The sequence below is a fragment of the Cohnella baijiui genome, assembly GCF_020731285.1.
Classification (GTDB): Bacteria; Bacillota; Bacilli; order Paenibacillales; family Paenibacillaceae; genus Cohnella.
Map to the genome: position 1 here is coordinate 14239 of NZ_JAJFOW010000014.1, position 24158 is coordinate 38396.

18 protein-coding genes are annotated in these 24158 nt (G+C 61.1%); 3 read left to right on the forward strand and 15 right to left on the reverse strand.

Annotation, left to right across the window (positions count from 1 at the left end; translation table 11 throughout):
- Positions 1–14 precede the first annotated feature (14 nt).
- Complete coding sequence (locus LKX83_RS15035) at positions 15–818, reverse strand: hypothetical protein (protein ID WP_227883100.1); 804 nt, start codon at positions 816–818, stop codon at positions 15–17.
- Positions 819–824: 6 nt separating this feature from the next.
- Positions 825–1706 (reverse strand): ROK family protein, encoded by an 882-nt coding sequence (locus LKX83_RS15040; protein WP_227883101.1) that lies wholly within the window; start codon positions 1704–1706, stop codon positions 825–827.
- Positions 1707–1790: 84 nt separating this feature from the next.
- On the opposite strand from LKX83_RS15040, the gene LKX83_RS15045 reads away from it, so the two are divergent.
- Entirely contained in the window at positions 1791–2513 is a 723-nt protein-coding gene (locus LKX83_RS15045; protein WP_227883102.1) for a hypothetical protein, read from the forward strand.
- A gap of 816 nt (positions 2514–3329) precedes the next feature.
- On the opposite strand, the gene LKX83_RS15050 is transcribed toward LKX83_RS15045, so the two are convergent.
- The 3 genes from LKX83_RS15050 to LKX83_RS15060 form a co-directional block, all read right to left on the reverse strand.
- A complete protein-coding gene (locus tag LKX83_RS15050; RefSeq protein WP_227883103.1) occupies positions 3330–4610 on the reverse strand; it encodes an ArsB/NhaD family transporter in 1281 nt (426 codons plus the stop codon).
- Positions 4611–4827: 217 nt separating this feature from the next.
- Entirely contained in the window at positions 4828–7068 is a 2241-nt protein-coding gene (locus LKX83_RS15055; RefSeq protein WP_227883104.1) for an ATP-dependent helicase, read from the reverse strand.
- A gap of 12 nt (positions 7069–7080) precedes the next feature.
- Complete coding sequence (locus tag LKX83_RS15060; protein WP_227883105.1) at positions 7081–8313, reverse strand: MDR family MFS transporter; 1233 nt, start codon at positions 8311–8313, stop codon at positions 7081–7083.
- 252 nt (positions 8314–8565) lie between these two features.
- Between LKX83_RS15060 and LKX83_RS15065 the strand changes: the two genes are divergently transcribed.
- The gene (locus LKX83_RS15065; protein WP_227883106.1) at positions 8566–9048 is read left to right on the forward strand and encodes a DUF4358 domain-containing protein; all 483 of its coding nucleotides are present in this window, start codon (positions 8566–8568) and stop codon (positions 9046–9048) included.
- A gap of 10 nt (positions 9049–9058) precedes the next feature.
- Here LKX83_RS15065 and LKX83_RS15070 read toward each other — a convergent pair whose 3' ends face one another.
- The 4 genes from LKX83_RS15070 to LKX83_RS15085 are packed head-to-tail and all read right to left on the reverse strand — an operon-like array spanning position 9059 to position 13202.
- Positions 9059–9256, reverse strand: a complete 198-nt coding sequence (locus tag LKX83_RS15070; protein ID WP_227883107.1) for a CLC_0170 family protein — start codon at positions 9254–9256, stop codon at positions 9059–9061.
- A gap of 47 nt (positions 9257–9303) precedes the next feature.
- The gene (locus LKX83_RS15075) at positions 9304–10539 is read right to left on the reverse strand and encodes a Ger(x)C family spore germination protein (RefSeq protein ID WP_227883108.1); all 1236 of its coding nucleotides are present in this window, start codon (positions 10537–10539) and stop codon (positions 9304–9306) included.
- A complete protein-coding gene (locus LKX83_RS15080) occupies positions 10517–11629 on the reverse strand; it encodes a GerAB/ArcD/ProY family transporter (protein ID WP_227883109.1) in 1113 nt (370 codons plus the stop codon). The genes LKX83_RS15075 and LKX83_RS15080 overlap by 23 nt, the downstream gene beginning before the upstream one ends.
- A gap of 4 nt (positions 11630–11633) precedes the next feature.
- Positions 11634–13202, reverse strand: a complete 1569-nt coding sequence (locus LKX83_RS15085; protein ID WP_227883178.1) for a spore germination protein — start codon at positions 13200–13202, stop codon at positions 11634–11636.
- Between the two features lie 246 nt (positions 13203–13448).
- Here LKX83_RS15085 and LKX83_RS15090 point away from each other — a divergent pair, with 246 nt between their 5' ends.
- The gene (locus LKX83_RS15090; RefSeq protein ID WP_227883110.1) at positions 13449–14981 is read left to right on the forward strand and encodes an MDR family MFS transporter; all 1533 of its coding nucleotides are present in this window, start codon (positions 13449–13451) and stop codon (positions 14979–14981) included.
- Between the two features lie 155 nt (positions 14982–15136).
- Here LKX83_RS15090 and LKX83_RS15095 read toward each other — a convergent pair whose 3' ends face one another.
- The 6 genes from LKX83_RS15095 to LKX83_RS15120 form a co-directional block, all read right to left on the reverse strand.
- Positions 15137–19132, reverse strand: coding sequence for an S-layer homology domain-containing protein (locus LKX83_RS15095; RefSeq protein ID WP_227883111.1), 3996 nt, complete (start codon positions 19130–19132; stop codon positions 15137–15139).
- A 223-nt stretch (positions 19133–19355) separates the two neighbouring features.
- Complete coding sequence (locus tag LKX83_RS15100; protein WP_227883112.1) at positions 19356–19913, reverse strand: NUDIX hydrolase; 558 nt, start codon at positions 19911–19913, stop codon at positions 19356–19358.
- A gap of 107 nt (positions 19914–20020) precedes the next feature.
- Complete coding sequence (locus LKX83_RS15105; RefSeq protein ID WP_227883113.1) at positions 20021–20797, reverse strand: Cof-type HAD-IIB family hydrolase; 777 nt, start codon at positions 20795–20797, stop codon at positions 20021–20023.
- Positions 20798–20991: 194 nt separating this feature from the next.
- On the reverse strand, positions 20992–21816 hold the full coding sequence (locus LKX83_RS15110) for a carbohydrate ABC transporter permease (protein ID WP_227883114.1): 825 nt from the start codon (positions 21814–21816) through the stop codon (positions 20992–20994).
- Positions 21813–22697 carry a carbohydrate ABC transporter permease gene (locus LKX83_RS15115; RefSeq protein WP_227883115.1) on the reverse strand — a complete coding sequence of 295 codons (885 nt, stop codon included), beginning with the start codon at positions 22695–22697 and terminating at the stop codon, positions 21813–21815. Before LKX83_RS15115 ends, LKX83_RS15110 begins: the two co-directional genes overlap by 4 nt.
- Positions 22698–22794: 97 nt before the next feature.
- The gene (locus LKX83_RS15120) at positions 22795–24132 is read right to left on the reverse strand and encodes an ABC transporter substrate-binding protein (RefSeq protein WP_227883116.1); all 1338 of its coding nucleotides are present in this window, start codon (positions 24130–24132) and stop codon (positions 22795–22797) included.
- Between the last annotated feature and the right edge of the window lie 26 nt (positions 24133–24158).

Below are 24158 nucleotides of genomic sequence, written 5' to 3' on the forward strand. Positions count from 1 at the left end.
CGCCGCGCTTTCGCTTAATGCAACAGACTCATCATCTGCACGACCGGACGGTTGTCCCCCGGCAGGCTCATCTCCCGGCTGCGCAGCTGGGAAGAGCCGTCTCCGTCGAGGAAGACGCCGTCCTTCAGCTTGCCCTGGCCAACGGTCTCGAGGATCGCTTCGCGGAAGGCAGCCAGCGTCCCGCGCGTCCGGCTGACGACGAGATACAGGCGGCCCTCCTCGTCATAGACGGCCGCGGACCGCAGACGCTCCTCCTCGGCGAAGGGAGCGTTCTCCAGCAGCGTCTGAGCGGCCCAGCTCTCGTCCAGGCCGAGGCTCATGCTGATGCCGCCCTGCGCCCAATAGTTCGCCCGGTCGGCGACCTGCAGCTCCTCCGGCCTCCGAACCACCTGTACGCTGAGGGCGCGCGAGACGCCGTCCCACACGAGCGTCCCCCTCGCGTATTTGACGTTTTCGCTGCCGGCGCCATAGCGTCCGGCATCGCCCGCGACGGGCGCACCGTTCACGATCGCCATGCTGAGCAGGTCGTTTTCGTAGAAAAAACCGCCATTGATGCCGTAGAAGGGCGCGACCGTCAGGTTGTTCCGCACGGCCAATAGCGTGATGTTGGCCGGATCGGTCTGCAGCACGTGCAGCTCCATCCCGTTCGCCGCCGTCGCCGAGGCGTAGGTATATTCGCGGGGCTCGTTCAGCAGCTGCATCCGCTCCTTCATCCCGCCGGGCTGCGCCGCAAGGATAAACAGCCCGAACATCAGGACGAAGAAGCAAGCGCCGACGCCGATCCACAGCGCCCGGTCCCGCCGCGCCGCAGGTCGCATGAGGCGTCAGACCCGCGCGCGGAGCGCGTTCAAGCCGAGGGCGAGCGAGCCGGCGAGACCTGCGTTGTCGCCGAGACCCGGCGGCACGATGTAGGTGTCGATCTCGGCGAGCACGGCCTCCGCGCGCACGTAGCCGTTCAGGTTGCGCTGCACTTCGGCGCGGACGAGCGGGAACAGCTGCAGCTGATGCATGACGCCGCCGCCGAGGATGACCCGCTTCGGAGACAGCAGCAGAATCGTGCCCGCCACCGCTTGTCCAATGTAGAATGCCTCCATCGCCCAGGCCGGATGGTCGGGCGGCAGCTCGCTGCCCTTGACCTTCCATCTCCGCTCGATCGCGGGGCCGGCGGCGATGCCTTCGAGGCAGTCGCCGTGGTACGGGCAGAAGCCCTCGTACGTATCGTCCGGATGGCGACGAGTCAGAATATGGCCGCCTTCCGGATGGACGAGACCATGCACCAGCTTGCCTTCGGCGTAGACGCCGACCCCGACGCCCGTGCCGATCGTATAGTAGACGCAGCTATCCAGCCCTTGGGCCGCCCCCCACGTCGCTTCGCCGAGCGCGGCGGCGTTCACGTCGGTATCCCAGCCGAAGGGGATGTCGAACGCTTCCTTCATCTTGGCGAGGAACGGGTAATTCGTCCAGCCCGGCTTGGGGGTCGTCGTTACGTGTCCGTATTCCGGGCTCGAAGGGTCGATGTTGATCGGTCCGAACGAACCGATGCCGATCGCCTCGACATGTTTGTCCTGAAAATAAGCGATGATCTGCGGCAGCGTCTTTTCCGGCTGTTCGGTCGGAAAGCTGACCCGATCTTCGATAATGCCTTGCTCGTTGCCGAGGCCGCACACGATTTTCGTGCCGCCGGCTTCAATCGCGCCGATACGCATGGTTATTACTCCTCCTAGAGATGGCGATACTTTATTGTAATCGATATTCCGATAGATTTCGATGTCGAAGGAGGATCACCCCGCATGACGAACTGGCCGGCGCCGAGATGGTGCCTGGGAGCGCTCGTCTCCCTCGCTTTGCTGCTCACCCCCGCGGCGGTCGCCGCCGCCGAATCGATTCCGCAGGACGCACGCGCCGCGCTCAAGCGGCTCGAGCGGATCAGCGGCGCGCCCGTAAAGCTCCGGTGGAACGAGGAAACGGGCACGCCCGCCCTCGTCGCCGGCGAGCTGTCCGGTCCGTCGAATCATTCGCCCTCCTGGATCGCCTATACCTACTTCGAGCGGACCAAGCGGCTCTACGGCCTGCGACAGCCCCGCCAGGACCTCGTCGTGACCGGATTCCGGGTGGAGGACGGCGTGTCCCATATCCGGCTGGAGCGGCTCGTCTACCGGACGCCGGTGTGGGGGGACGGCGTCGAGCTGGAGATCGGTCCGAAGGGCGTCCTCCAACGCGTCGAAGGCGTCATCCACCCCGGCCTCGAGCGCAAGCTGTTCTACCGCGCGCAGCATCCGGCGATCGGCGAGCGCCAAGCGGCGGAGCAAGCGGCGGCCGCGACGGGCGAGGCGCCGGCGGACCTCGGCCGCCCGAAGCTGTACTACCTGGCGGATCGTCCGGGCACCCCGCTCGTCTACGCCGTTCCCTACGGCGTACGCGCCGACGGTTCGGCCGAAGGCCACGTGCTCGTGCATGCACTAACCGGGCGCGCGATCCGGACCGTGCCGGCCTCCGCCGGGCGCGCGGGTTAAGAAAGAAGCGATTGGAAAGAAGCGATAAGGAACAGAAGGAATGTATCTCCCGGAGGAGCGAAGCGTTTGCCTTTTGCCGCCATGAAGTCCCCTTATTACGGGGTTCCCATTTCAAATTTCATGGCGGCATCCCGGGGTCCCCCGCAAAGTATCAGATACCGCTTCGGAGCGATTCATCACTTTGTGGGGTGGATCAGCAACCGGAGGGTGATACATCCCCCCATTTCAAATCGCTAAGCTTCTTTGGCTCACCCTAGAAATCGGTGCTTGACCAACGAATGAGCCTCGAACGAGTGACCCGTTTGGAACATGGCTACGGTAACGGTTACCATTGCGCTTAATCGGACAAAAAAACGGAGGTTTCTTTTTAACGGTTGTATGCGCGCCTATTTGGACGAAACAGCCCCTCTGCCTACGAAAAAACGGGAAATAGGCTCGCCGGCAACCGTTACATTTTGCAAACCCCATTTTCAGCCCAAATAGCGTCGCTCACAACCATTAGATTTTGGCACGCTTTTTACGTACTCGTATTTTTTTCTCTGGTCAAGCACCGATTTCGGTTTTGAGCCGTCTTTGCCTTTAAAGTTGCGAGAGGAAAAAGGGGATGTATCTCCCGGAGGAGCGAAGCGTTAGCCTTTTGCCGCCGTGAAATCCCCTTTTGACGGGGTTCCCATTTCAGATTTCACGACGGCATCCCGGGGTCCCCGCAAAGTATCAGATACCGCTTCGGAGCAATACATCACTTTGTGGGGTGGATCAGCAACCGGAGGGAGATACATCCCCGTAAAAATTTCAAATCGCTTATGTTTCTTTGCATTACATCAAGTATCTCAAATAAACATAGCCGCTCGCGATGACGACGGACAGCAGCATCAGCGGAAAGCCGATCTTCAGGAATGACACGAAGCGGATCGGATACCCTTCCTTGCCGGACAGCCCCGCCGCGATCAGATTCGCGCTCGCGCCGATGAGCGAGCCGTTGCCGCCGAGGCAGGCGCCGAGCGCGAGGCTCCACCAGAGCGGCTCCAAGTTGGTGACGCCCATGTTGCCCATCTCCTGGATCATCGGGATCATCGTGGCGACGAACGGGATATTGTCCAGGAAGGCGGAGGCGATCGCGCTCAGCCACAGGATCAGCATCGACGTGGCGACCGGATCGCCGCCGGTCCATTCGATCGCCTTGGCCGCGAGCTCCGCAATGACGCCGGTCTCGACCAGCCCCGAGACGAGGACGAACAGGCCGACGAAGAAGAAGATCGTCGTCCATTCGACCTTGGTGAGCGCGGATTCCATCGCGTGCTCGCCGGTCAGCAGGAGCAGCAGGAACGCGCCGGCGAGCGCGACCGTCGCGGACTCCAGATGCAGCGCCTGGTGAAGGAAAAATCCGATGATCGTCAGCCCCAGGATAGACAGGCTCTTGATCAGCAGCTTGCGGTCAGTAATCAACTGCCGTTCGTCCATTTCCATGATGCCGCGCGTCAGCTCCGGCGTCGTCCGGATCTGTCTGCGGAACAGCAGCGCGAACAGCGGCAGATAGACCAGCATGATAAGCGCCGCGACCGGAGCCAGATTCGCGATAAACGACATGAATGTCAGCTCGGGGACGGCGCTGCCGATCATGATGTTCGGCGGGTCTCCGATCAGCGTCGCCGTGCCCCCGACGTTCGAGGAGATAATCTGGGCGATCAGGAAAGGAACGGGATTGACGCGCAGCTGCCGCGTAATGCTGAAGGTGACCGGCACCATCAGCAGAATCGTCGTGACGTTGTCGAGGAACGCCGAACCGATCGCGGTGATGACGCTGAGGGCGAGCAGGATGAAGACGGGGTTCCCTTTCGCTTTTTTGGCCGCCCAGATCGCCATATAACGGAACAAGCCCGTCTCGGCGGTAATATTGACGATGATCATCATCCCGATGAGCAGACCCAGCGTATTGAAGTCGATGTGATGGATCGCCGTCTCCTGCCCGACGATGCCGAGCGCCACCATCAGCACGCCGCCGATCATGGCGACGATCGTCCGGTGGATCTTCTCGGAGATGATGAGCGCGTAGATGATAAGGAAAATCGCAATAGCCAAAATCGCTTGCTGTTCCATGATGACCTCCCGAAAAATGAAAATGGCCTCCGCGTCCGGAGGCCCTCGCATGCCTAAAAAAGGCAAAGAGGAGCCTGTCATTGACAGGCTCCTCCAGTAACGCTGCGTTTATTCGTTTGTTGGATCGATCTGAACAAATTGTACCGGACCGCAGCGCCGTTGTAAAGATTTTTCGATCGGGCCGTTCCCTCTTTCCGGACACGGTCCCGGCCGCTCCTTATACCGGCTCGAGCAGTCCCTGCTCCGCGCAAGCCTGCACCGACAGCCGCTTTTCCCCGGTCGCGAACCGGATGCGGATGCGTTCTTCGTCGCGATCCACGACCTCTCCGTCTCCGAACGTCCGGTGCCGGACGAGACTGCCCGCCCGGATCGACGGCGCGAGGCTGGGGGCCGCTTTTTTTGCCGGCTGCGGAACGGCGCGTCCGGCGCCGGCTTGCGTTCGCGGGCTCCCGGCTGGCGACGGCTCGGCGCCCCGCACCGCCGTCATGAACCGCGACTCCCGTACGAGCGCGCCATCCTTGCGCTTGTACGACAGCAGCGTGAGGCGGCTGCGCGCCCGCGTCATCCCGACGTAGAACAGGCGGACCGCCTCTTCCATGTCGGCAGGCTCGTCCCGCTCGTCCTTTTTGATGTCTTCCTGCGAAGGAATGATCCCTTCGATGAGGTCGATCATGTACACCTCGTCGAATTCGAGCCCCTTGGCGCTGTGGAACGTGGAGAAGGTCACGGCCCCTTCCCGCTTGGAACGGTAGCGGGACGCCTTCATGATTTCCTCGAGGTACTTGAGCCGCCCTGCGAAGTCGGTCATCGTCTCGAGCGTATCCGCGATATCCTCCAGCGTATTCAGGACGCCGACGAGCGTTTCCAGCCGGAATCCGAACCGCTCGCACAGCCGCTCGAGCGCCCGCTCGTATCCGAGCTGCCAACGGATCGTGCGGATCGCCTGGCGCGGAGGCAGCTCCTTCATCCGCTCGAACGTCGTTTTGACTTCCTGGATCAGCTTCACCTGGTAGTCCCGCAGCGGCACGTGCGCGAGGAGGTTGTCGAACACCGAAGCCTGGTTGTCGATCCGCTTGAGCGCTGCCATCTGGTGTTTGGTAATGTAGCCGTTCAGCTTGGCGTGGATGCGCTCGAGCAGGTCCGGCCGCTTGTCCGTATAGGCCATGCGCATGAAGTTCAGCACGTCCTCCACGACCCAATGGGCGAAAAAGCGATGATCCCCGTCCTTCATGTAGAACGGGATGCCCGCCCGGTCGAACTCGTTCAGGATGACGATGGACGACGCGTGATTGCGGTACAGGATCGCCGCCGCTCCGGGATCGGACAAAGCCGCGATCCGACGGGCCAGGTGCTTGGCCTGCTCCTTGAAGTCGGGCAGGCAGCGCTTCTCGATGGCCGCGCCTGCCGGATTGTTCGTGCGCATCTCCTTCGGATATCGATTCCGGTTCCGCTTGATGAACTGGTTCGCCGCCCCTACAATCTCCCGAGTGGAACGGTAATTCTGCTCCATGAGGAGGACATCCGCCCCGGGGTACGCTTGCTTGAAGTCAAGCAAATACCGCGGCTCGGCGCCGCGCCAGCCGTAGATGCTCTGATCGTCGTCCGCGACGACGCACAGATTGCCGTGCGACCGGACGAGCTTGTCCAGGATGGCGAACTGGACAAGAGACGTATCCTGGCTCTCGTCCGCGAGCACGTAGTCGTATCGGCGCTGGTACCGCCTGAGCAGGTCCGCGTCCCGCTCCAGCGCGTCGTTGCAAATCGTGAGCATGTCGTCGAAGTCAACAAGGAGACGGTCGCTCCCCGTTCGCTTGTACTGCTCGTAGGCCTGCAGAATCCGGTCGGCGTCGCGCACGTCGCACGGCACGTCCGCCCAGCCGGCGGGCGGAACCATTTTGTTTTTCACGTAGCTGATATAGGTCAGCAGCACCTCCATCTGATCGTCCGTGATCGTCTCTCCCTTGACCGTCCGATACAGATGGCGCAGGATAAACTTCTTGTGCGGCACGGGCACGTCGGGGTCCGGACTCTGACCGGCCTGCGGGAGGGCTCCCCCCTCCTCCGCTTCCTCCTCCCGCTCGATATCCCCTTCGATGAGCCGGTAGGCGATGCCCGCCCGGCGATAATGCTCCCGCACCACCTCGAAGGCAAAGCTGTGTATGGTGGAAAAGCCCACCCGTGCTTCCGCCTGTGCCGGGAACAGCCGCGCAAAGCGCTCCTTCATGTCCCGGGCGGCGGCGCGGCTGAACGTAACGGCCTTGATCCGGGGCGGGAGCACGCCGAGCTCCTCGATCAGGTAGCCGATGCGCATCATCAGGGTCGTCGTCTTGCCCGACCCCGGCGATGCGAGCAGCAAGAGCGGCCCTTCGGTGCGAAGGACCGCCTGCTTTTGCACTTCGTTAAGCGACACGCCGACTTCTTGCCGTTTGCGTAACCAAAATCTCTCGATCGCGTTCATCCGACCATTATATCACGGAGCGGGCGCCCGGGAGAACGCCTGATCGCGTCCTCGGCCGAGAAAGCGGCGATCGCCCGACCCGTAAAAGACGGAAGAACAAAGCAGGATGACCGCGATGAGGCTGAAGGCGATGCCCCCGGTCGTCCGGTCGAGCAGCCAGCCGCCGAGCATCGGTCCCATGAACTGGCCGAGGTTGCCGAACGTCTGGGCGCCGAAGTACGCCCCCCGGAGGTTGTCGGGAGCGAGCCTGTCCAGCAGCAGGTTGCCGGCCGGGTAGTTCAGAATTTCCCCGATCGTGAAGACGATCATCGAGACGAAGAGCAGCGGGACGTTCGGCGACAGGCCGAAGCCGACGAGACCGATCGCGAACAAGACGTTGCCCGCATGGATGGAGACGATCGGACGGCGTTTCTCGGCCAGCTTGGATAGCGGCAGCTGCAGCAGAATGACGGTGAGGGCGTTGGCGGTCATAAGCCACCCGAACACCTTCACGCCCTGCGCGAAGTTCGACTCCAGGTGCTGCGAGAGGGTGACCGTCTCCTGGCTGTAGCCAATTCCCACGAGAATCGCGCCGGCGATGTACATCTGCAGCACGCGGTCGCGGCGGAAGGCGTGCAGGGCCGACCCGATCGTGATTTTCTCCTTCTTCGTCCCTTCGATGTCCTTGATGCCGAAGGCGTTCATCATGGAGAACAGGATGATGCCGTACAGCAGGTAGATGAGGCCGGTGACGAGGAAGGGAAGCGCGCCGCTGCCGACGCCGAGCCAGACGCCGATCAGCGGTCCGACGGAGACGCCGACGTTGCCCATGAGATAACGCATCGAGAACACCCTGAACCGGCGTTCGGGCTCCGTGAGGTCCGCCATGAGCACCTGGGCGACAGGTTCGAACCAGGAGCGGCAGAGGCCGTTCAGCAGGCTGAGGAGAAGGAGCAGCGCCGGCTGCGTCGTGAGCGAAAATCCGACGAATACGGCGCTCCAGGCGAACAGCGAGATGAACATGATGATCCTGCGGCTGTACCTGTCCGACAGCGCGCCGCCGACGAACCCGCCGAACGTGGCGGCGAGCGCCCCCGCGCCCGCGACGAAGCCGATCATGGCCGCGCTCATATCGGTATGCTTGGCGAGATAGAGGGCGAGGAAGGGCATGCTCATCGACGTGGCGATGCGGGAAATCATCTGGCCGACGAGCAGCGACAGGACGATCGGATGATAGGAACGCAGAAAGAGCTGAATGCGATTCATGACGGAACACCGCGCTTTGCAGGAATTGAGCCCAAAATGCGACTACCGTCTATCATAATAGATCGTTACGGCTTTGCACCAATAAAAAAACGATCAATTGTTTGCACTTTGCCGAGCGATCGCCCGCGATTCCTTCGAAAAGTCCTTCCCACGCCCGCATTCCTAGATTTACTAGCCTCCCCTTCGTGCAACATTCCCGCAGCGCGTTCCGTTACAGACTACGACACGTCCATGACGAAAGGAGCTGCCATGATGAACAATACCCGCGCGGTCGGGGTTGTCCTCCTGCTGCTGATAACCCTTCTTGGCGCCTGCGGCGGCAAGGACGCATCCTCTGCGGTCCCGCCGAGCTCCGGCCAAATGGCGGATAAGCTCGTCCAACAAATGCAGCAGACGAAGTTCGCGAGCCTGGACGGCAAGATGATAAAGATGATGTATCACCTCGATCCCGCCGTGCTGGAAGACTATGCGGTCCGTACTCCGCTGCTGAACGTCCGGACGGACGAGATCGCGATCCTGAAAGTGAAGGATGCCGCCGATCTGAACGCGGTCGAGACGGCCGTCCGGGAGCGTGCGGCGGACGTGCAGCGGCAGTACGAGTCGTACGAAAAGGCCCAATACGAGAAGGCCGTGCGCTACAAGATCGTCACCCGGGACCGTTATGTTCTGTTTGTGATCTCCGACCGAGCGGATCAACTTCTGCAGACGTACGATTCCTTTTTCGCCTCGAAATAGCCGCTACCTGCTACGTGAACCATTGCCCGACCCAGATCGCGAGGCCGATCGCGACGTTGAGCCATCCAATCCCCCTGCTCACGGCCGCTTCTTTCTTCATCTTCTTCGACCGAAAGATCGCGGCTTCGAGATGAAGGAGGAGATAACCGGTGATGAGCCAGATGGGGATCGAAAAGGTAAAAAACGTGTTGCTGTATTCGCCGCCCACCGATCCCCCTCCTTTCCTCGACTGTGCCGGCGTCACGGAAGCCCGGATCATTGCGATTTCATGCCGATTCGGCGGATCCGGACATCCAGATGGACTTCGACGGAGACGTCTTTATACATGTTCTGCCACTTTTCGGTGGTCTTTATGTTCCGGTTCCAGTAGGCCGGCTTTTTCGCCCTCACATACTCCCCGAAGCCGAAGATGTCCGACCCGACCCGCTGTGTCTGCTTAATAAAGTCTTCAACCGCCTGTTCCGTTTGGCGGGACTGCAGACGCTCGATCGTCTTGATCGTTTTCATGTCGTTGATCAAGAGATCCCCGCTAATCTTCTCTTCGAAATTGATCTCGATCGCGGCGGTCACGACGAAAACCGGCCGTCCGTTTTTGATCGCGACGTCGATTTTCGATTTGCGGTGCGTCGCGGCCGTCGTCACCTCTTTGTTCGTGCCCGGAATCTGGATGAGCACCCGATAGCCCGCCGGGTTGATCCCCTTCACGACCATATAGACTCCGATGCCGATCGGATCCGACTTGCCGACCATTTGGTCGCTGCGGAAGTACGCGATCCCCTTGATCTCCACGTTTTGATGCTTTTTCAGTTCCACATAAGGCAGAAATCCCTCTTGTCCCTTCTTGGCAGACCGGCTCCAGAACATGCCGATAAAATCGATCGGGAACTTGCCCATCCCGATCGCTTCGTCCAACGTCGACATCAGGTACAACGTCGGAACCCGCTCCAGTTGGGGCGCCGCGGTCATCAGCGCCTTGGCGCTGCCTTTGGCAATCAACAGCCAGGCCATCCGGCGCACCTCGGAGTTGCGGTGGAAGTAATCGTTGATGTTGCTGATCCCTTTCTTCGCCACTTCCTCGGACACGACGATGACGCGCAGATGGCCGAAAAACAATCGACTGGACAGCTGCTGCTGCAGATTCATGACCGCGTCGTCGATCGAATGTCCGACCACGTCGATGACCCATACGGTACGTTGGGCGTTTGTCGCGCCTCCGCCGCCTTCCCCGGGCCCCAGAGGAATTCGGCCCGGCAGCGCGATCTGCACGGCGACCCGCACCATCTCCTTGCCCGCTACGGCCGGCGCGTCGGCTTTGTGCGTCGTTTCGTCCTCTTCTGCGATCGCCTCGGGCTTTTCCGCGTCGACGGAAATCCCAAGCACAACCGCCCGGTCTTCGATCTCCAGCCTGTCCCAGCAGCCCGTCAAAAACGGGAGCGCCAGCATCCCGATGCAGAGCAGCTTGACCGTTTTAACCGCTTTTTGAGCTCCCAAGGGGCTTCCCTCTTTTCTTCCGCAGGATGGCGACGAGGAGCAGCAGTCCCGGATAGGCGATCGTAAGGACAAGTCCCACCCGGCCGACCTGCATGATTATCCCGTACATCTGGACGATGTTCTTCGGAAACATCGCCATGAGGAAGACGAACGGAAGGAGAAAAATCGAAAACATGCGGTGATCCTTGAGCCGAAACAGAAACGCGATCGCCTGGTTCGTCAGAAAGTAGCTCGAGAGCAGCGTCGAAAAGACGGCCGTCACCCAGACGGCGAGGAAAGCCGCGTCGAGCCGCTCGAGCACATTGGCGGGCAGGGAAGTCGCCTTGGCCAATTCCAGCGTCGGCCAGAGCAGCTTTTTGGTTTCCTCGGCGCCGAACACCGCGACCGTCGCGATGACGATCGTGACGTACAGTCCGCCTGCAATCAGCATTCCCCAGAAGCTGGCCCTCATCGCCTTCTTTGGACGGCGCATGGCCGGGATGACCATTGTCAGAATGAATGAGCCTTGACAGAGCGCCGCGATCGTTACCGTTCCCCCCAGCATATCCTTTCGCTCGTTGCCCCAGATCGGCTCCAGGTTCAGAATATCCGCGTTTTTGAGCGACAGGGCGACGATGAGAATCGCGGGGCCGATCAGCAGCGGCATGTAAAACATATGGATGTAAGCAAAAGTCGTGATGCCGTTGCGCGACGAGATGGCGGCGAGCACGAGCATGACGATGACCGTCACCTCGACCGGCGTCGTCTTCAGGACCGAGGTGACGACGACCTCGCCGAATTCGCGGGCCGTGAGCGACGTCAACACCGCGAAAAAAACGATGATGCAGCCGCTGCCGATCCAAGCGAGCCAACGGCCGATGATCGCTTCGCTGTACTGCACGATGTTTCTGTCGGGGAAACGCATGCCCAGCCAGGTGATGAGCAGGAGCCCGACCATGGCGATCAGCATGCCGAAAAAGGTGACGAGCGGCGCTCCCGAATCCGCCGCCCGCACGGCGAACAGCGGCAGCGGCAGCACGCCAACGCCGATGATCGTGCTTACGAGGACGGCGGCGGCTTGCGTAACGGTAACTTGACGCGTTTGTTCCATTGGTTTAGGACTTCTCCTTTCCACCTTGGAACTTGGCCGGATCCAGGGCGTTTTCCGACTGCTCGTGCGTAGAGGTGGACGACTGTCCGCTATTGCGCGTCCGGTCGAGCGGATACAGGAACGACGGGCGCTTGTTCGACCACCATAGCGGTCCGCGGATGAGCAGGTCCTTCATCCCCTGAAAGTCGCCGGGCACGAGCGGGCTGAGATAGGGGACGCCGAACGACTTGAGCGACAGCAGATGGTTGGCGATCAGGATGAGACCGATCATGACCCCGTACAAGCCGAAAATGCCCGCCAGAATCATGAGCGGGAACCGCAGGAGGCGCAGGGCGAGCGCGGCGTTGTAAGCCGGCGTCGCGAATGAGCCGATCGTCGTAAGTGCGATGATGACGACCGTGATCGGGCTGGCGAAGCCTGCGGAAACGGCCGCCTGGCCGATGATGAGCACGCCGACAATGGAGAGCGCGCCGCCGACCTGCTGCGGCAGCCGGATGGTCGCCTCCCGGAGCACCTCCATCGAGATCTCGATGATGAGCACTTCGACGACCGCGGGGAACGGGACGCCGGCTCGCCCGCCCGCGACGGCGACGGCGAACTCCGTCGGGATCAGCTCCGGGTTAAACGAAATGATCGAGACGTAGATCGAAGGAAAGATCAGCGAGAACATAAGCGCGACCAGTCGAACGATCCGGATCGGAGACATGAGGAGATAGCGTTCGGTGTAATCTTCGACCGTCTGGTAAAACTGGTTGAACACCGTCGGCACGATCAGCGCGAGCGGCGAGCCGTCCACGAGGATGGCCACTCGGCCTTCCAGCAGATTCGCCACCACTTTGTCCGGCCGCTCCGTGTACTGAACCTGGGGAAACGGGGACAGCTGATTGTCCTCGATGTACTGCTCGAGGTAGCCCGAGTCCAGGATGGCGTCCACGTCGATGCGTTTGAGCCGATTGTTGACCTCATCGACGAGTTCCGGATTGGTCAATCCCTGCATATAGCAGATGGCGACCTTCGAGCGGGTCTTGCGCCCGATGTCCATCTGCGCTACGCGCAGCTCCGGGGATTGCAGGCGATACCGGATGAGGGACAGATTCGTCCCGATCGTCTCCACGAACCCTTCGCGCGGCCCCCGGATGACTTGCTCGGTGGCAGGCTGTTCGATGCCGCGCTTGTCGATCTGCCGGGTCGCGATCAGGAAGGCTTGCTTCAATCCTTCGACCGCGATGATCGTCTCGCCGCGTAGGATACCTTTGACCAGGCTGGGCAGCAGGCTCTCCGTCTGGCAGTTGCTATGGTAAAGGGCATTGTTAAGCAGGACGTCCTGCAGCCGCTCGGGCGGCAGTTGTTCTGTTTGGATGTGAGGCGGCGTATACATGAGCGGCTTGAGGATGCTCTCGTTCAGCATGCTCGGATCGACCATCTGGGAGAAGTAAAACATCGTGGCCGGGTACTGCCCGAATACGTGAAATTCCCGCATGAGAAAATCGCCGTTTTCCCCGAGCAGCTTGATGATGAAGTCGGTCGTCTCCTTTAGATTGCCGGTGATTTTGGCATCTTTGTGCTCCTCCATATAGGCGATGGGAGCATTGACCGACGGGATTTTGTTTATGGCCTTGTTACGGCGTCTGAATAAGGGCATCGGGCAGCCTCCAGGCTTTGGGGTTTCTTTCCATGATGTCCTATCCATTTTTCTCTTATCCATCCCGGTTTAAACGTTGACACACAGTTGTCAGCAATCCCTCCTTATAATGAAAACATCGACGAGGAACGGCGTTCGCGCCGCCTTAATACCATAGAAAAGGGATGAAGTTCACGTATGCGTCAAACGAGAAACAAAACGGGGCTGGTCATCGCGGGGTTGCTGCTCGCCATCTTGACGGCTTCCATGGACAATTCGATTACGGCGACCGCCATGGGTACGATCATCGGCGATCTGGGCGGGCTGGATAAGTTCGCCTGGGTCACTTCCGCCTACATGGTCGCCGAGATGGCCGGCATGCCGATCTTCGGCAAGCTGTCGGACATGTACGGCCGCAAACGGTTTTTCGTCTTCGGGATCGTCGTCTTCATGCTGGGGTCCATTCTGTGCGGCATGGCGACGTCCATCGTGCAGCTCAGCCTCTTCCGGGCCGTTCAGGGCATCGGCGCCGGCGCGATGGTGCCGATCACCTTCACGATCATGTTCGACGCCGTCAAGCCGGAGGAGCGCGGCAAGCTGGGCGGCCTGTTCGGCGCCGTATTCGGTCTCTCCAGCATCTTCGGCCCGCTCATCGGCGCCTTCATCACGGATCACCTGCACTGGCAATGGATCTTCTACATCAATTTGCCCCTCGGCTTCCTCGCGTTGGCGCTCGTCGCCTTTAGCTACCGGGAGTCCGCGATGCACGCCAAGCAGCGGATCGACTGGGGCGGCGCCGTCACGCTGGTCGGCGCGATCGTCTGCCTCATCTTCGCGCTAGAGCTCGGCGGCAAGACGTTCGCCTGGGATTCCGCGCCGATTCTCGGCCTGCTCGCCGGCTTCGTCCTGTTCGCCGTCCTGTTCCTCGTCGCCGAGCGGAAGGCCGAAGAGCCGATCATCTCCTTCCGCATGTTCCGCAGCCGGCTCTACGCCACCAGCAACGCATTGGCGCTGCTCAGCGGCGCGGCCTTCATCACCGCTTCGATGTTCATCCCGATCTTTATGCAAGGCGTGCTCGGCGGCACGGCGACGAACTCCGGGATGGTGCTGCTGCCGATGATGCTCGGCACCGTCGTGACGGCTACCGCCGGCGGCACGCTGCTCGCCAAGCTGTCCTACCGCGCGATCATGATCCCGACGCTGGTCGTGCTGGTCGCCGGCATCGCGCTCCTGACGACGCTGTCGGCCGACTCGCCGCGCTGGATCGTCACGCTTTACATGGTCCTCGTCGGCCTCGGCATCGGCGCGAGCTTCTCGGTGCTCAGCAACGCGGCCATTCACGCCCTGCCGATGAATCAGCGCGGCGCGGCTAGCGCGACGCTGAACTTTCTCCGCTCGCTCGGCATGACGCTCGGCATCACGCTGTTCGGCATCGTCCAGAACCACGCGCTGACGCGCAAGCTGGCGGATTCCTTTGCCGGCGGCGACGCGGTCGGGCTGCCCCAAGGAATGAATCTGAGCGATCCGCATGCGCTTATGGATCCGGCGAGCCGCACCCAACTGCCGGCATCGGTGCTGATTAAAATCACCGAAGGGCTCTCTTCCTCGATCGCGCTCACGTTCGCGTGGGGATTGATCCCGGCCGTCCTAGCGCTTGTCACGGCGCTCCTGATGAGCAAGGAACGCTTTGACCCGAAGGCCGAATCGGAATCTTACGCGGCCTCGCATTAACCGCTCTGGGGGTTGCTCTCCTCCATTCGGCTTGACGAACGGAAACAAAAAGCCTCCGACCCTTCTTCGGGTCGGAGGCTCTTAGGTTGCGGTAGTTCGTTTCGACGAAAAATGAATTGCTGCGTCCCGTCCCTCCTGCCGACGCGAATTAGACGTCAGCTGTCGAAGACGAAGATGCGAATCGGAGACACCGTTTGGAAGTTGGCGTCTTTCACGCCCGTGATCTCCAGTTCCTTCGGCACATTCCCTACATCCGGCAGTTGAACCGCCAGATAGCCGTAGCCGATCGCGAATACGTACGAACCCGGTACGTTCGCGCCGTCCATTTTCGCCACGGCGTTGGGTTGATCCATATAGGTTTGGCCGCTGAACTTGACGATCAGGTATTTGGCCTGGCCCATATTCAGCGGCCGTTCCGAGGTATTGTCCCGGATATCCTGACTGTACACGACATTGGTGACCGAGCCGCCGCCGTCGATGAAGCGGTCGGTAGAGGAATACAAATAGAGGGGTGCAATCGCGTCGAACCGTACTTCAACGGAAAATTGCGCTTGGAGCCCGCCGAAGGCCGCGGTGACGGTCGTCGCCCCGTTGGCATGCGGAATGACCGACCCGGTCGCGGTCACGGCGACGACCCCGTCGTCCGCGCTGGACCATATTGCTTCATTCGTAACGTCCCTTTCGGAGCCGTCGCTGTACGCAGCCCTGATCTGGAGCTGACGGGGCTGCGAATCGACGAACGTATACGGCCCCGTCGCGTAGATGAGTCTAGCCACGCTTGGCGGCACGATCTTCGCCGTTCGCAGGCTCCAGGCGTAAGCATCTCCTTGCGCGACCGTCACAACCGCATAGACGAGAGCTCCTTCCTCCAGCCCGTCGGGTACGGTCAGCTCGACGGACTCGGCCGTCTGGCTTTCGTTGCGCGCCTTCGCGAGCAAGACGCCTCCCGTCCCGGCATCGTATACCTCTACTGTTGCTTGTGCAGGGACGAGGTCTACCGTAACGCTGTCCGGACCCGACGCCCGATTGTCGATGCGGATGCGATCCGCCGCCGGGGCCGCCGGATTCGGCGCGACGGTCTGGGCCGTACGCTCGCTCTCGACCTCGCCCGGATGGGTTACGGTCACGTATACACTCGCTAGTCCGTTGTCGAAGCCTTGCGGGATGGAGGCCGCGGCCCGAGCCCCATCCGGCGTCTGAACCGCGGTCGCTTCGGCGAGTAAGCGTCCCCCTATTGGCGCGTCGTATACCTTGACCAGCGCGCCCGGTCGCAGATCGATCATTCTGATCTCGTCCGGACCTTCAGCATAGTTGTACGTACGGATCGTGCTCGGGGAAGGTTTTGACGTTTGTACGTCGAGATGAGGCGTAAATGTCACAAACTGCACGAAGTTGCCCTGCCTGGTCTTGACCACCAGATAGATCTTGTAAGCGCGCTCCGTGAGCGGGTTGCCCTCGCTGTCGAGCGTCAGCTGCCTCGTGCCGCTCCAAGTCGTCGCCGGATTCAGGACAAGGCCGACCGGCTGTTTCCCGGCGTAGAGATCGTGATCGGCAGAGACAAGGTAGACCTCCGTCGATCTGAAGTCGGCAGCCGAAGTCGCCCAGCTCACCTTGAAATCGCGGCCGTCGATGCCCGGAGTCGAATCCGGGTCCGCAGCGTCGATCCGAAATGCCGCCGCTCCGACCGGGTATTGGACCTGGCCCGCGACGACGCCGTCTCGTACCCACTGCACGGCGATCGATTGGTTCAGGTTCAGCCGCTCCCCGGACGCAGGCCATTGTACGGCGAAAGAAGACGGCTGAACCGAGTCCGGTACGATTCGGTACCCCGTCAACGGTTGCCCCGTCGCGACGTCAGCGATACGCAAAGTATACGTCAAGCCGTCGTAGGTCGCCCGGCCGTTCTCGTCAAGCCCGATCGGCGCAGCCATCGTCACTCGGAGCGACTCGAGCAGGACCTGCTTGGCTTCATCATCGTAGCTGCTGGTCGCGGCGACGTCGACGATTTCGAGCGAACTTACGGCGGCCTTTACTTTGAGGATGAACGTCTGCTCGACCGTCATTCCTTTTTTGCCGATCGTGGCGGTCAACGTCACCGTCGTGTCCTTGGGCGGCCGGGTAACTTTGCCCGCGCTCGTCAGGATGCCGGGTTGGTCCGAACGCCAACTCACACTCGTGCCGTTCGCTCCCTCGGCAGACAGAGAGATATCGCGTTTGACCGTGTACGCGTTGTCTCCCTCCGCGTATTGAATCGGCAGGGCTCTCGCCGCGCCCTCCAAGTCCCGCTTGACCCGCAGCACGGGATCGATCAGTTCGTAAACGCCTTGTTCCAGTTCGTCCCAACCATTCATCAGACTAGCCCCGACGTAGCTGGCGACCGTCAATCTGCCCAAGATCCGGCCCACGTGCTCGCCCATCTCGTTGGTAAACGACGCCATCTGATCCAGCCGCGGATATTTGTTTTGAAAGCTCCCGGCTTCCTCCGCCAGCTGCGTCAACGCCAAGCCGACCAGCGGATTGTAATAGACGTCTCCACCGTACTCTACGGCCGGATCCGCTATGATCGAGGATCTGAAAATATCCTCGGGACTCCCTTGAAGCTTGACGTCCTCGTGCAGTCGGAGCTGGGAGACGGTCGCGTTCGGCGCGACGCCGATCGTCGCGCCTGGCGCGTAATTGTCGACCGTGTCCGCGAAGCTCCCCCTGAATTCCACGGTCCGGCCGGTCGCGCCTTGAAGAATGGCGATCGGACCGAAGGCGCCTGCGCCCGATTCGAGGATCGCACTGCCGTCAACGAGGGTCTCCCGAATCCTTGTCCCCTCCTGGGCCACGACGCGAACCGGTTCCGTTTGTCCGTCGGCGTGAATCTGCAGGGAGCGGATCACGCTCACTCCCTGCAGCTTGATGGAGTGCGAGGAACCCGAAGCGACGACGAGCTCGTCCGCCTCCACGTTGCGCAGCGCGATCTCTCCGGACGGCCCGGGATCGAGCGTCAGGGTGCCCGTCACGACAGCGGTACCTGAGGCGGGACCGATCGTGCCTCCGCTCGCGACGCTCAGATCCCCGTCGATGGTCTCGCCGCGATTCAGGGCGGCTGCAGCCGCATCTCCCGGGATACCGGGCGAAGAGGGCGAGGAAGGCGAGCTGGGGGCGCGGTATCCCGTCACGGCGATACCCGTATCCTTGCCCTTGTAGCTGAGCTTGTACGATTGTCCTGGCGTCTGGCTGCCCGTCGTCAGCACGACGAGGGACGTGCTCCCCGAGCCCGGCGCGAAAGCAGCGCTGACGATGGACAGTCCTCCGTCGAACGCGAAGTCTCCGGCGTTCAGATCGCGAATTGGACCGTCGAACGCCACCTCGACCGTCGTGCCGCTCGCGGCGGAAGCCGAGATCACGGCCGCCGCCTTCGGCGGCGGCGTCGGCGCAGCGGTCCCGAGCTCGTCCGCCCTGTCCTTGTACTGAGCGCCGTTATGGATGAACTCATAGGTCAATCTCGCCACAGCTTGACGCTCGGCGACGGCCTTCGGTTGGAACAAGATTCGGCCGTCGGGGCCGGTGATTCCTCTGACGAACCCGATCCGAAGCGCCAGGCTGGCCGAAGGCTTCGCCCAAGCGGCCAAACGCTCCGCGTCCGCCGGCTCCCCTCCGCCGTCCAGCTCCTTGGCCTTCTCCTCCAAGCCAAACGCGCGGACGAAGAACACGACGAGCTCTTCGCGGGTGACGCGGGCGCCGGGAGAGAACGTATCGGCGGAGGTTCCGCCCGTAATTCCGAATTCCGCCAGCGCGCCGACGTACCCGCGATACCACGCATCCCCCGGGATGTCCTTAAAACCGGCGGCATGCGCCGGACTGGGCGTGAGGTCCAGCGCGAGTGCAAGTATCTTCGCCAGCTCGGCCCGCGTCACCGGCTTGGCCGGACCGAACGTTCCCTCACCGTATCCCGAGAGGATGCCGGCCTGGTACAGAGATTGAATTTCCGATTCGGCATAGGAGCCCGAAATATCCTTCAATGTCGCCGCAGCTCCCGCTAGGGCCGCTGAAGCTGTACCGCCCGGTCCAGCAGGTGCGGTCAGGCCGGCGATCAGGAGCGCCGCGACTGCCCAGCGGGCGAAAACGCCGAGCCCTTGCTTCCGATTGTTCCTTTTCTTCAAAGCTAAAACCTCCATTCGGATCTCAGTAAACGAGGATGAGTTCGTCCATAAATTAACAATACCTCCTATTATAAGGGCTGATAGATGCGTTGTCTGTAATAGAATACGAGAGAACGAAATGAAAAAGCCGTCCCGCAAGGTCACATACGACCTCATGGAACGGCTTCCTTCCGCCAATCTCGCCATCCGGTTCGTGAGAAACGGGATTGGCGCGGATGCGGCTTTAAATCCGGAACAGCCCGTACCCCTCGAGCGGTACGACCGGCGCGTCGTCGCGCTTCAACCCATCCGAGCGGCCGTTCAAGGCGACGTCCACCAGCCAACGCGTGAATGGCGCGACGTTCATCGACTCCATCTCCTCCAGGCTGTAAAAGCCCGCCGCGTCGACCTCCACGCCGTCCGGCGTCGGCTCTCCGCCGAGATAGGCCATGGAGAACGCGACATATAGATTATGAATGTGCCGCGGCTGATCGCGAAGGGCGGCGACGCCCGTGACGACGGCTTCGACGCCGGTCTCCTCCAACACCTCGCGCTGCACCGTATCGTGCAGCTGCTCGAGCTGTTCGGCATATCCGCCGGGATTCGTCCAGTAGCCGCGCCCCGGCTCCTGCGCCCGGCGGACGAGCAGGAGCTTGCCGTCCCGTTCGACCAAGGCGCCTACGCCGATGCTGTAATTCCCCCAGTGCACGAAGCTGCACGCCGTGCAGGCCCGGCGCGGCGTGCCGTCGATGTCGCGCGTCTCCATCGCTTGGCCGCAGGCCGAGCAAAATTGGACTTCCATGCTTTGAATCTCCCTTCGGCTCGTGTGAAATTGCCGATTCTTCTTCTCTCGGTCCGGCCCGAATGCCCCCGACCATCCAGATACGTTCGCCGCGATATCGGCGGGAACTAGGCGATGCAGCCCGCGTACACCAGCCCGTTGCGCACGCCGCCCTCGTCCACGCGGGACGTCACGTAATCCGCGCAGGGGATGAGTTCGGCATGCGAATTGCCCATGGCGATGCCGAGGCCGACCAGCTTCAGCATCTCCTTGTCGTTCAGCCCGTCCCCGAAGGCGACCGCTTCCGCCGGCGTCAGTCCGAGCGCGTCCAGCAGCTTCTGGATGCCTTCGGCCTTCGAGCCCGTACGGGGCAGCACGTCCATCGCCTGGTCGTGCCACCGGATGAACCGCAGGTCCGGCAGCGCGTCGATATACGCCCGCTCTTCATGCTGCCGGCAGTGAAGAAACACCTGATAGATGCCCTCTCTGCGCCAAAAGTCGGGATCGAATCCGGGCTGCGCCACCTTCAAGCTGTCGACCGAAGCGAAAACGGCGGCGTGTGACTCCCGGTTCGAATGGAACGCCGACTTGCCTTGGAATACAAGCGCGTGCCCGTGTCCCTCGGTCAACTGCACCAGCCGCTCCAGATCCGACAGCGGAATGTGGCGCTGATGCACCTCCCGGCCGCGGTACACGACATAAGCGCCGTTCAGGCTTACAAACGAGTCGATGCCAAGCTGCTCCGCGATCGGCTGAAAAAAGTACGGCGCTCGCCCCGTGGCGATGACCGGCTCGATGCCGCTCATCTTGAGCGCGCGGACCGCTTCGGCCGCGTCCTCGGGGATCCGCTTGTCCTCGTCCAGCAGTGTCCCGTCGATGTCGAAGAAGATGATCTTGTATGCCACTCCTACCACTCCTATCTCTCTATAGCAAAGCTTAACGTCCCTATCATCGTACAATTCACCGAGGGAGTAAATAGAGAATTTGAGGCAAACCAAATAGCCGACCTTCCATGATCTTGGAAGTGTCGGCTACTTATTTGGTCTCGTTTGGGGCGGCCGCATACAGCGCTGTCGGTTACGATCCGTCTCCGCCCCTCCTATCCTTTTACCGCGCCCTCCGTAATGCCCTGGATGATCCAGCGCTGGAAGATCGCGAAGATGACGACGATCGGAATCGAGGACAGGATGAGGGAGGCCAGGATGAGCGACCACTCGCGGCTGTATTTGCCGAAAAACATGTTGATCGTCAGCACGAGCGTATAGTCGCGGAAGTCGTTCAGCAGCAGCACCGGCAGCAGGAAGTCGTTCCACAGCCACAGCATGTTCAGGACGACGATCGTAAAGGTGATCGGCAGCAGCAGCGGAAAGATGATGGAGAAAAACGCGCGCCACTCGCCGCAGCCGTCCATGTGCGCCGATTCGTCTAGCTCTCTCGGAATCCCTTTGACGAAGCCGTGGTAGAGAAAGATCGCCATGTTCACGCCGAGCCCCGCGCACACGACGCCCAGCCCGAACGGCGAGCCCTGCAGGCCCAGATCCTTGGCCATCTTGGTCAAGGTGACCATGATCGTCTGGAAAGGGATAAGCATCGACGCGACGAAGAGCATGAAGACGACGTTGCTGAGCTTGCCCCGCGTGCGGGAGAGCTTGTAGCCGGCGAGAGAGCTGCACAGGACGATGCCGACGATGCCCGTCACGGTAACGATGATCGTATTCAGCCCGCTCTGCAGCATGTTGGCCTTTTTGAACGCCTGCGTATAGTTGTCGAAGCTGAACGTTTTGGGCCAGCTCAGCACCGACTTGTAGAGCTCGCTCTGCGTCTTGAAGGAATTGATGATGGCCATGTAGATCGGAAACAGGAAGTAGACGGCCAGGATCAGCAGCACGATCCAAGACAGGACCGTATAGATGCGCCGCGTCATGCTTCCACCTCCCGCTTCTTCATGACCGTCACCTGGATCATGGTGATGACGAATATGATCAGAAAGAGGATGATCGCCTTCGCGCTCGCGTATCCGTAGCGGAAGTTGCCCTGATAGGCCTCCTCCAGGATGTTCATCGTGATAACCTGCGTCCCCCGCCCCGGACCGCCTCCGGTCAAGGCGTAGACGAGATCATAGATCTTGAACGAGCTGTTCAAGGTCAGGAAGATGCAGATGGTGAGCGCATGCGCGATGAGCGGCATCGTGATGTACCGGAGCATATGGAACGGCTGCGCCCCGTCGATGATCGCCGCTTCCTTCAGATGCTGGGGAATGCCCTGAATGGCGGACATGTAAATCAGCATGAGCGTGCCCACCCCGCCCCACACCGAGACGATCATGATCGTCCAGAACGAGACGTTCGGATTGCCGAGCCACGACAGGTCGAGGAAATTCAGAGCGCCGTACTCCGCCATGGCCGGGATGACCTTGGAGAAGACGAACACCCACATAAACGTGCTGATGATGACGCTCAGCATGTTCGGCATGAAGAAAATCGTGCGGAACAATCCTTTGGCCCGCCGCCGGGATTCGATGAGCATGGCTAGCAGGAGCGCGACCGCATTTTGCAGGACGACGGCGCAGATCACGTATTTGGCCGTGAACAGAATGGCCGCGCGGAAGTGCGAGTCTTCGCGGAACGCTTCGACGAAGTTGCTGAACCCGACGAAGCCGTACGTCTTGTTGAGGCCGTCCCAATCCGTAAAGCTGTAATAGGAGCCTTGGATCATCGGAATGACCAGGAAGATGAGGTAAAGGACGAAAGCGGGCAGTACGAAAAGCAGCAGCGAGACGGCGGCCCGGGCCGATCTCCTAGTCATGTGCATTCACGCTCCTTCGGCAAGGTGCGCCCTGCCCGCGCCGCTTGGAGGCAACGACGGGGCAGGGCGCGACGCAAGTCAGTCCAATGGGTTTCCGTTACTTGCTGGCATTGGCGTTGGCGTCTTTCCAAGTCTTATCCAGGTCTTTGATGACCTGATCCTTGGTCATTTTCTTGTCGAAGTAGGATTGCAGCGCTTTGCCGGATTCGTCCTTGACGGCCTGCGGGATCGTCGGGTCCTGGTAGGACTCGCCTTTGCTTACGTATGCCGAAGCGTCCTCGACCCACGGGTACGGCTTGAAGGTGTGGTTTTTGGAGACGGGGTTGAACTTCAGGCTCTGATACAGGTCGTTCGAAGCCTGGTCGTCGAGAATGAAGTTCAGCAGATCGAGCGCCACTTCTTTGTTTTTGCTCTCCGGCGAAGTCGCGAGCGAGGTCGAGACCGACGTGTTGATCAGCGTCGACTTCGGATCGTCGCTGATTGGCAGCGGCGCGACACCCAGCTCGAACTTGTCGTTCACCTTCAGGATGGCGTCGGCGTTCCACGGACCTTGGACCCACATGGCGGCTTTGCCGCTCGCGAAGTCGGCGGAGCCGTCGTCGTTGCCCGTCTCGAAGGCGCGCTTGGTGCCGTTCGCGTTTACGAGGTCGATGATATCGAACATTTCCTGGATGTCCGCGAAGCTGCCTTCGTTTTTGTTCATCTTGTCCAGGAAATCCGTGTGCGTGGAGTTGACGAGGCCGCCTACCGTCAGCGGGAGAAACAGCTGCGGGATCCAGCTTTCCTTGTAGCTCAGCTCGAACGGCGTGATCTTGGCGTCGTTCAGCTTTTGCACGACCGCCTTCATTTCCGACAGCGTCGTCGGCGGGGTCAGGCCTTGCTCCTTGAAGATCGTCTTGTTATACAGGTAACCCCATGCGAGGCTCTCCATCGGCACGGCCAGCACCTTGCCGTCGGCGGAGACGATCGGCTTGATGCCGTCGGTGATCTTGTCCGCCAGCGGCTGGTCGCTCAGGTCGGCCAGGTAGCCGGCTTTGTAGTAGGCGGGAAGCTCGTTGACGGCATGGACGCTGAAGATGTCCGGCACGTCGCCGGTAGCGAGGCGGGTCTTTAGAATTTGCGGCGCGTTGTCGGAGCCGGGGTATTCGGAGTTAAACGTAACCGTAATATTTTTCTCTTGTTTTTCTTTCTCGGCGAACTTCTCGAAGTAGCCGTCGAATTGCTCGCGGAACCGGTCGAGGCCGCCCAGGAAAATTTTCAGTTCGACCTTCGTAGGCGCCGCCTTCGACGCTTCCGGCGATGCGGACGGGCTGCTGCTTGGCGTGTCGCTCGCGCTTTGGCTGGGCGAGGCGCCGCCGTTTTCTTTGGAACCGCCGCAAGCGGCCGTCGTTCCCAGCGCCAGGATGGCGGTCATGGCGAGTAGCGCTTTCTTCATTCGAGATAGACCTCCCTATATCGTGA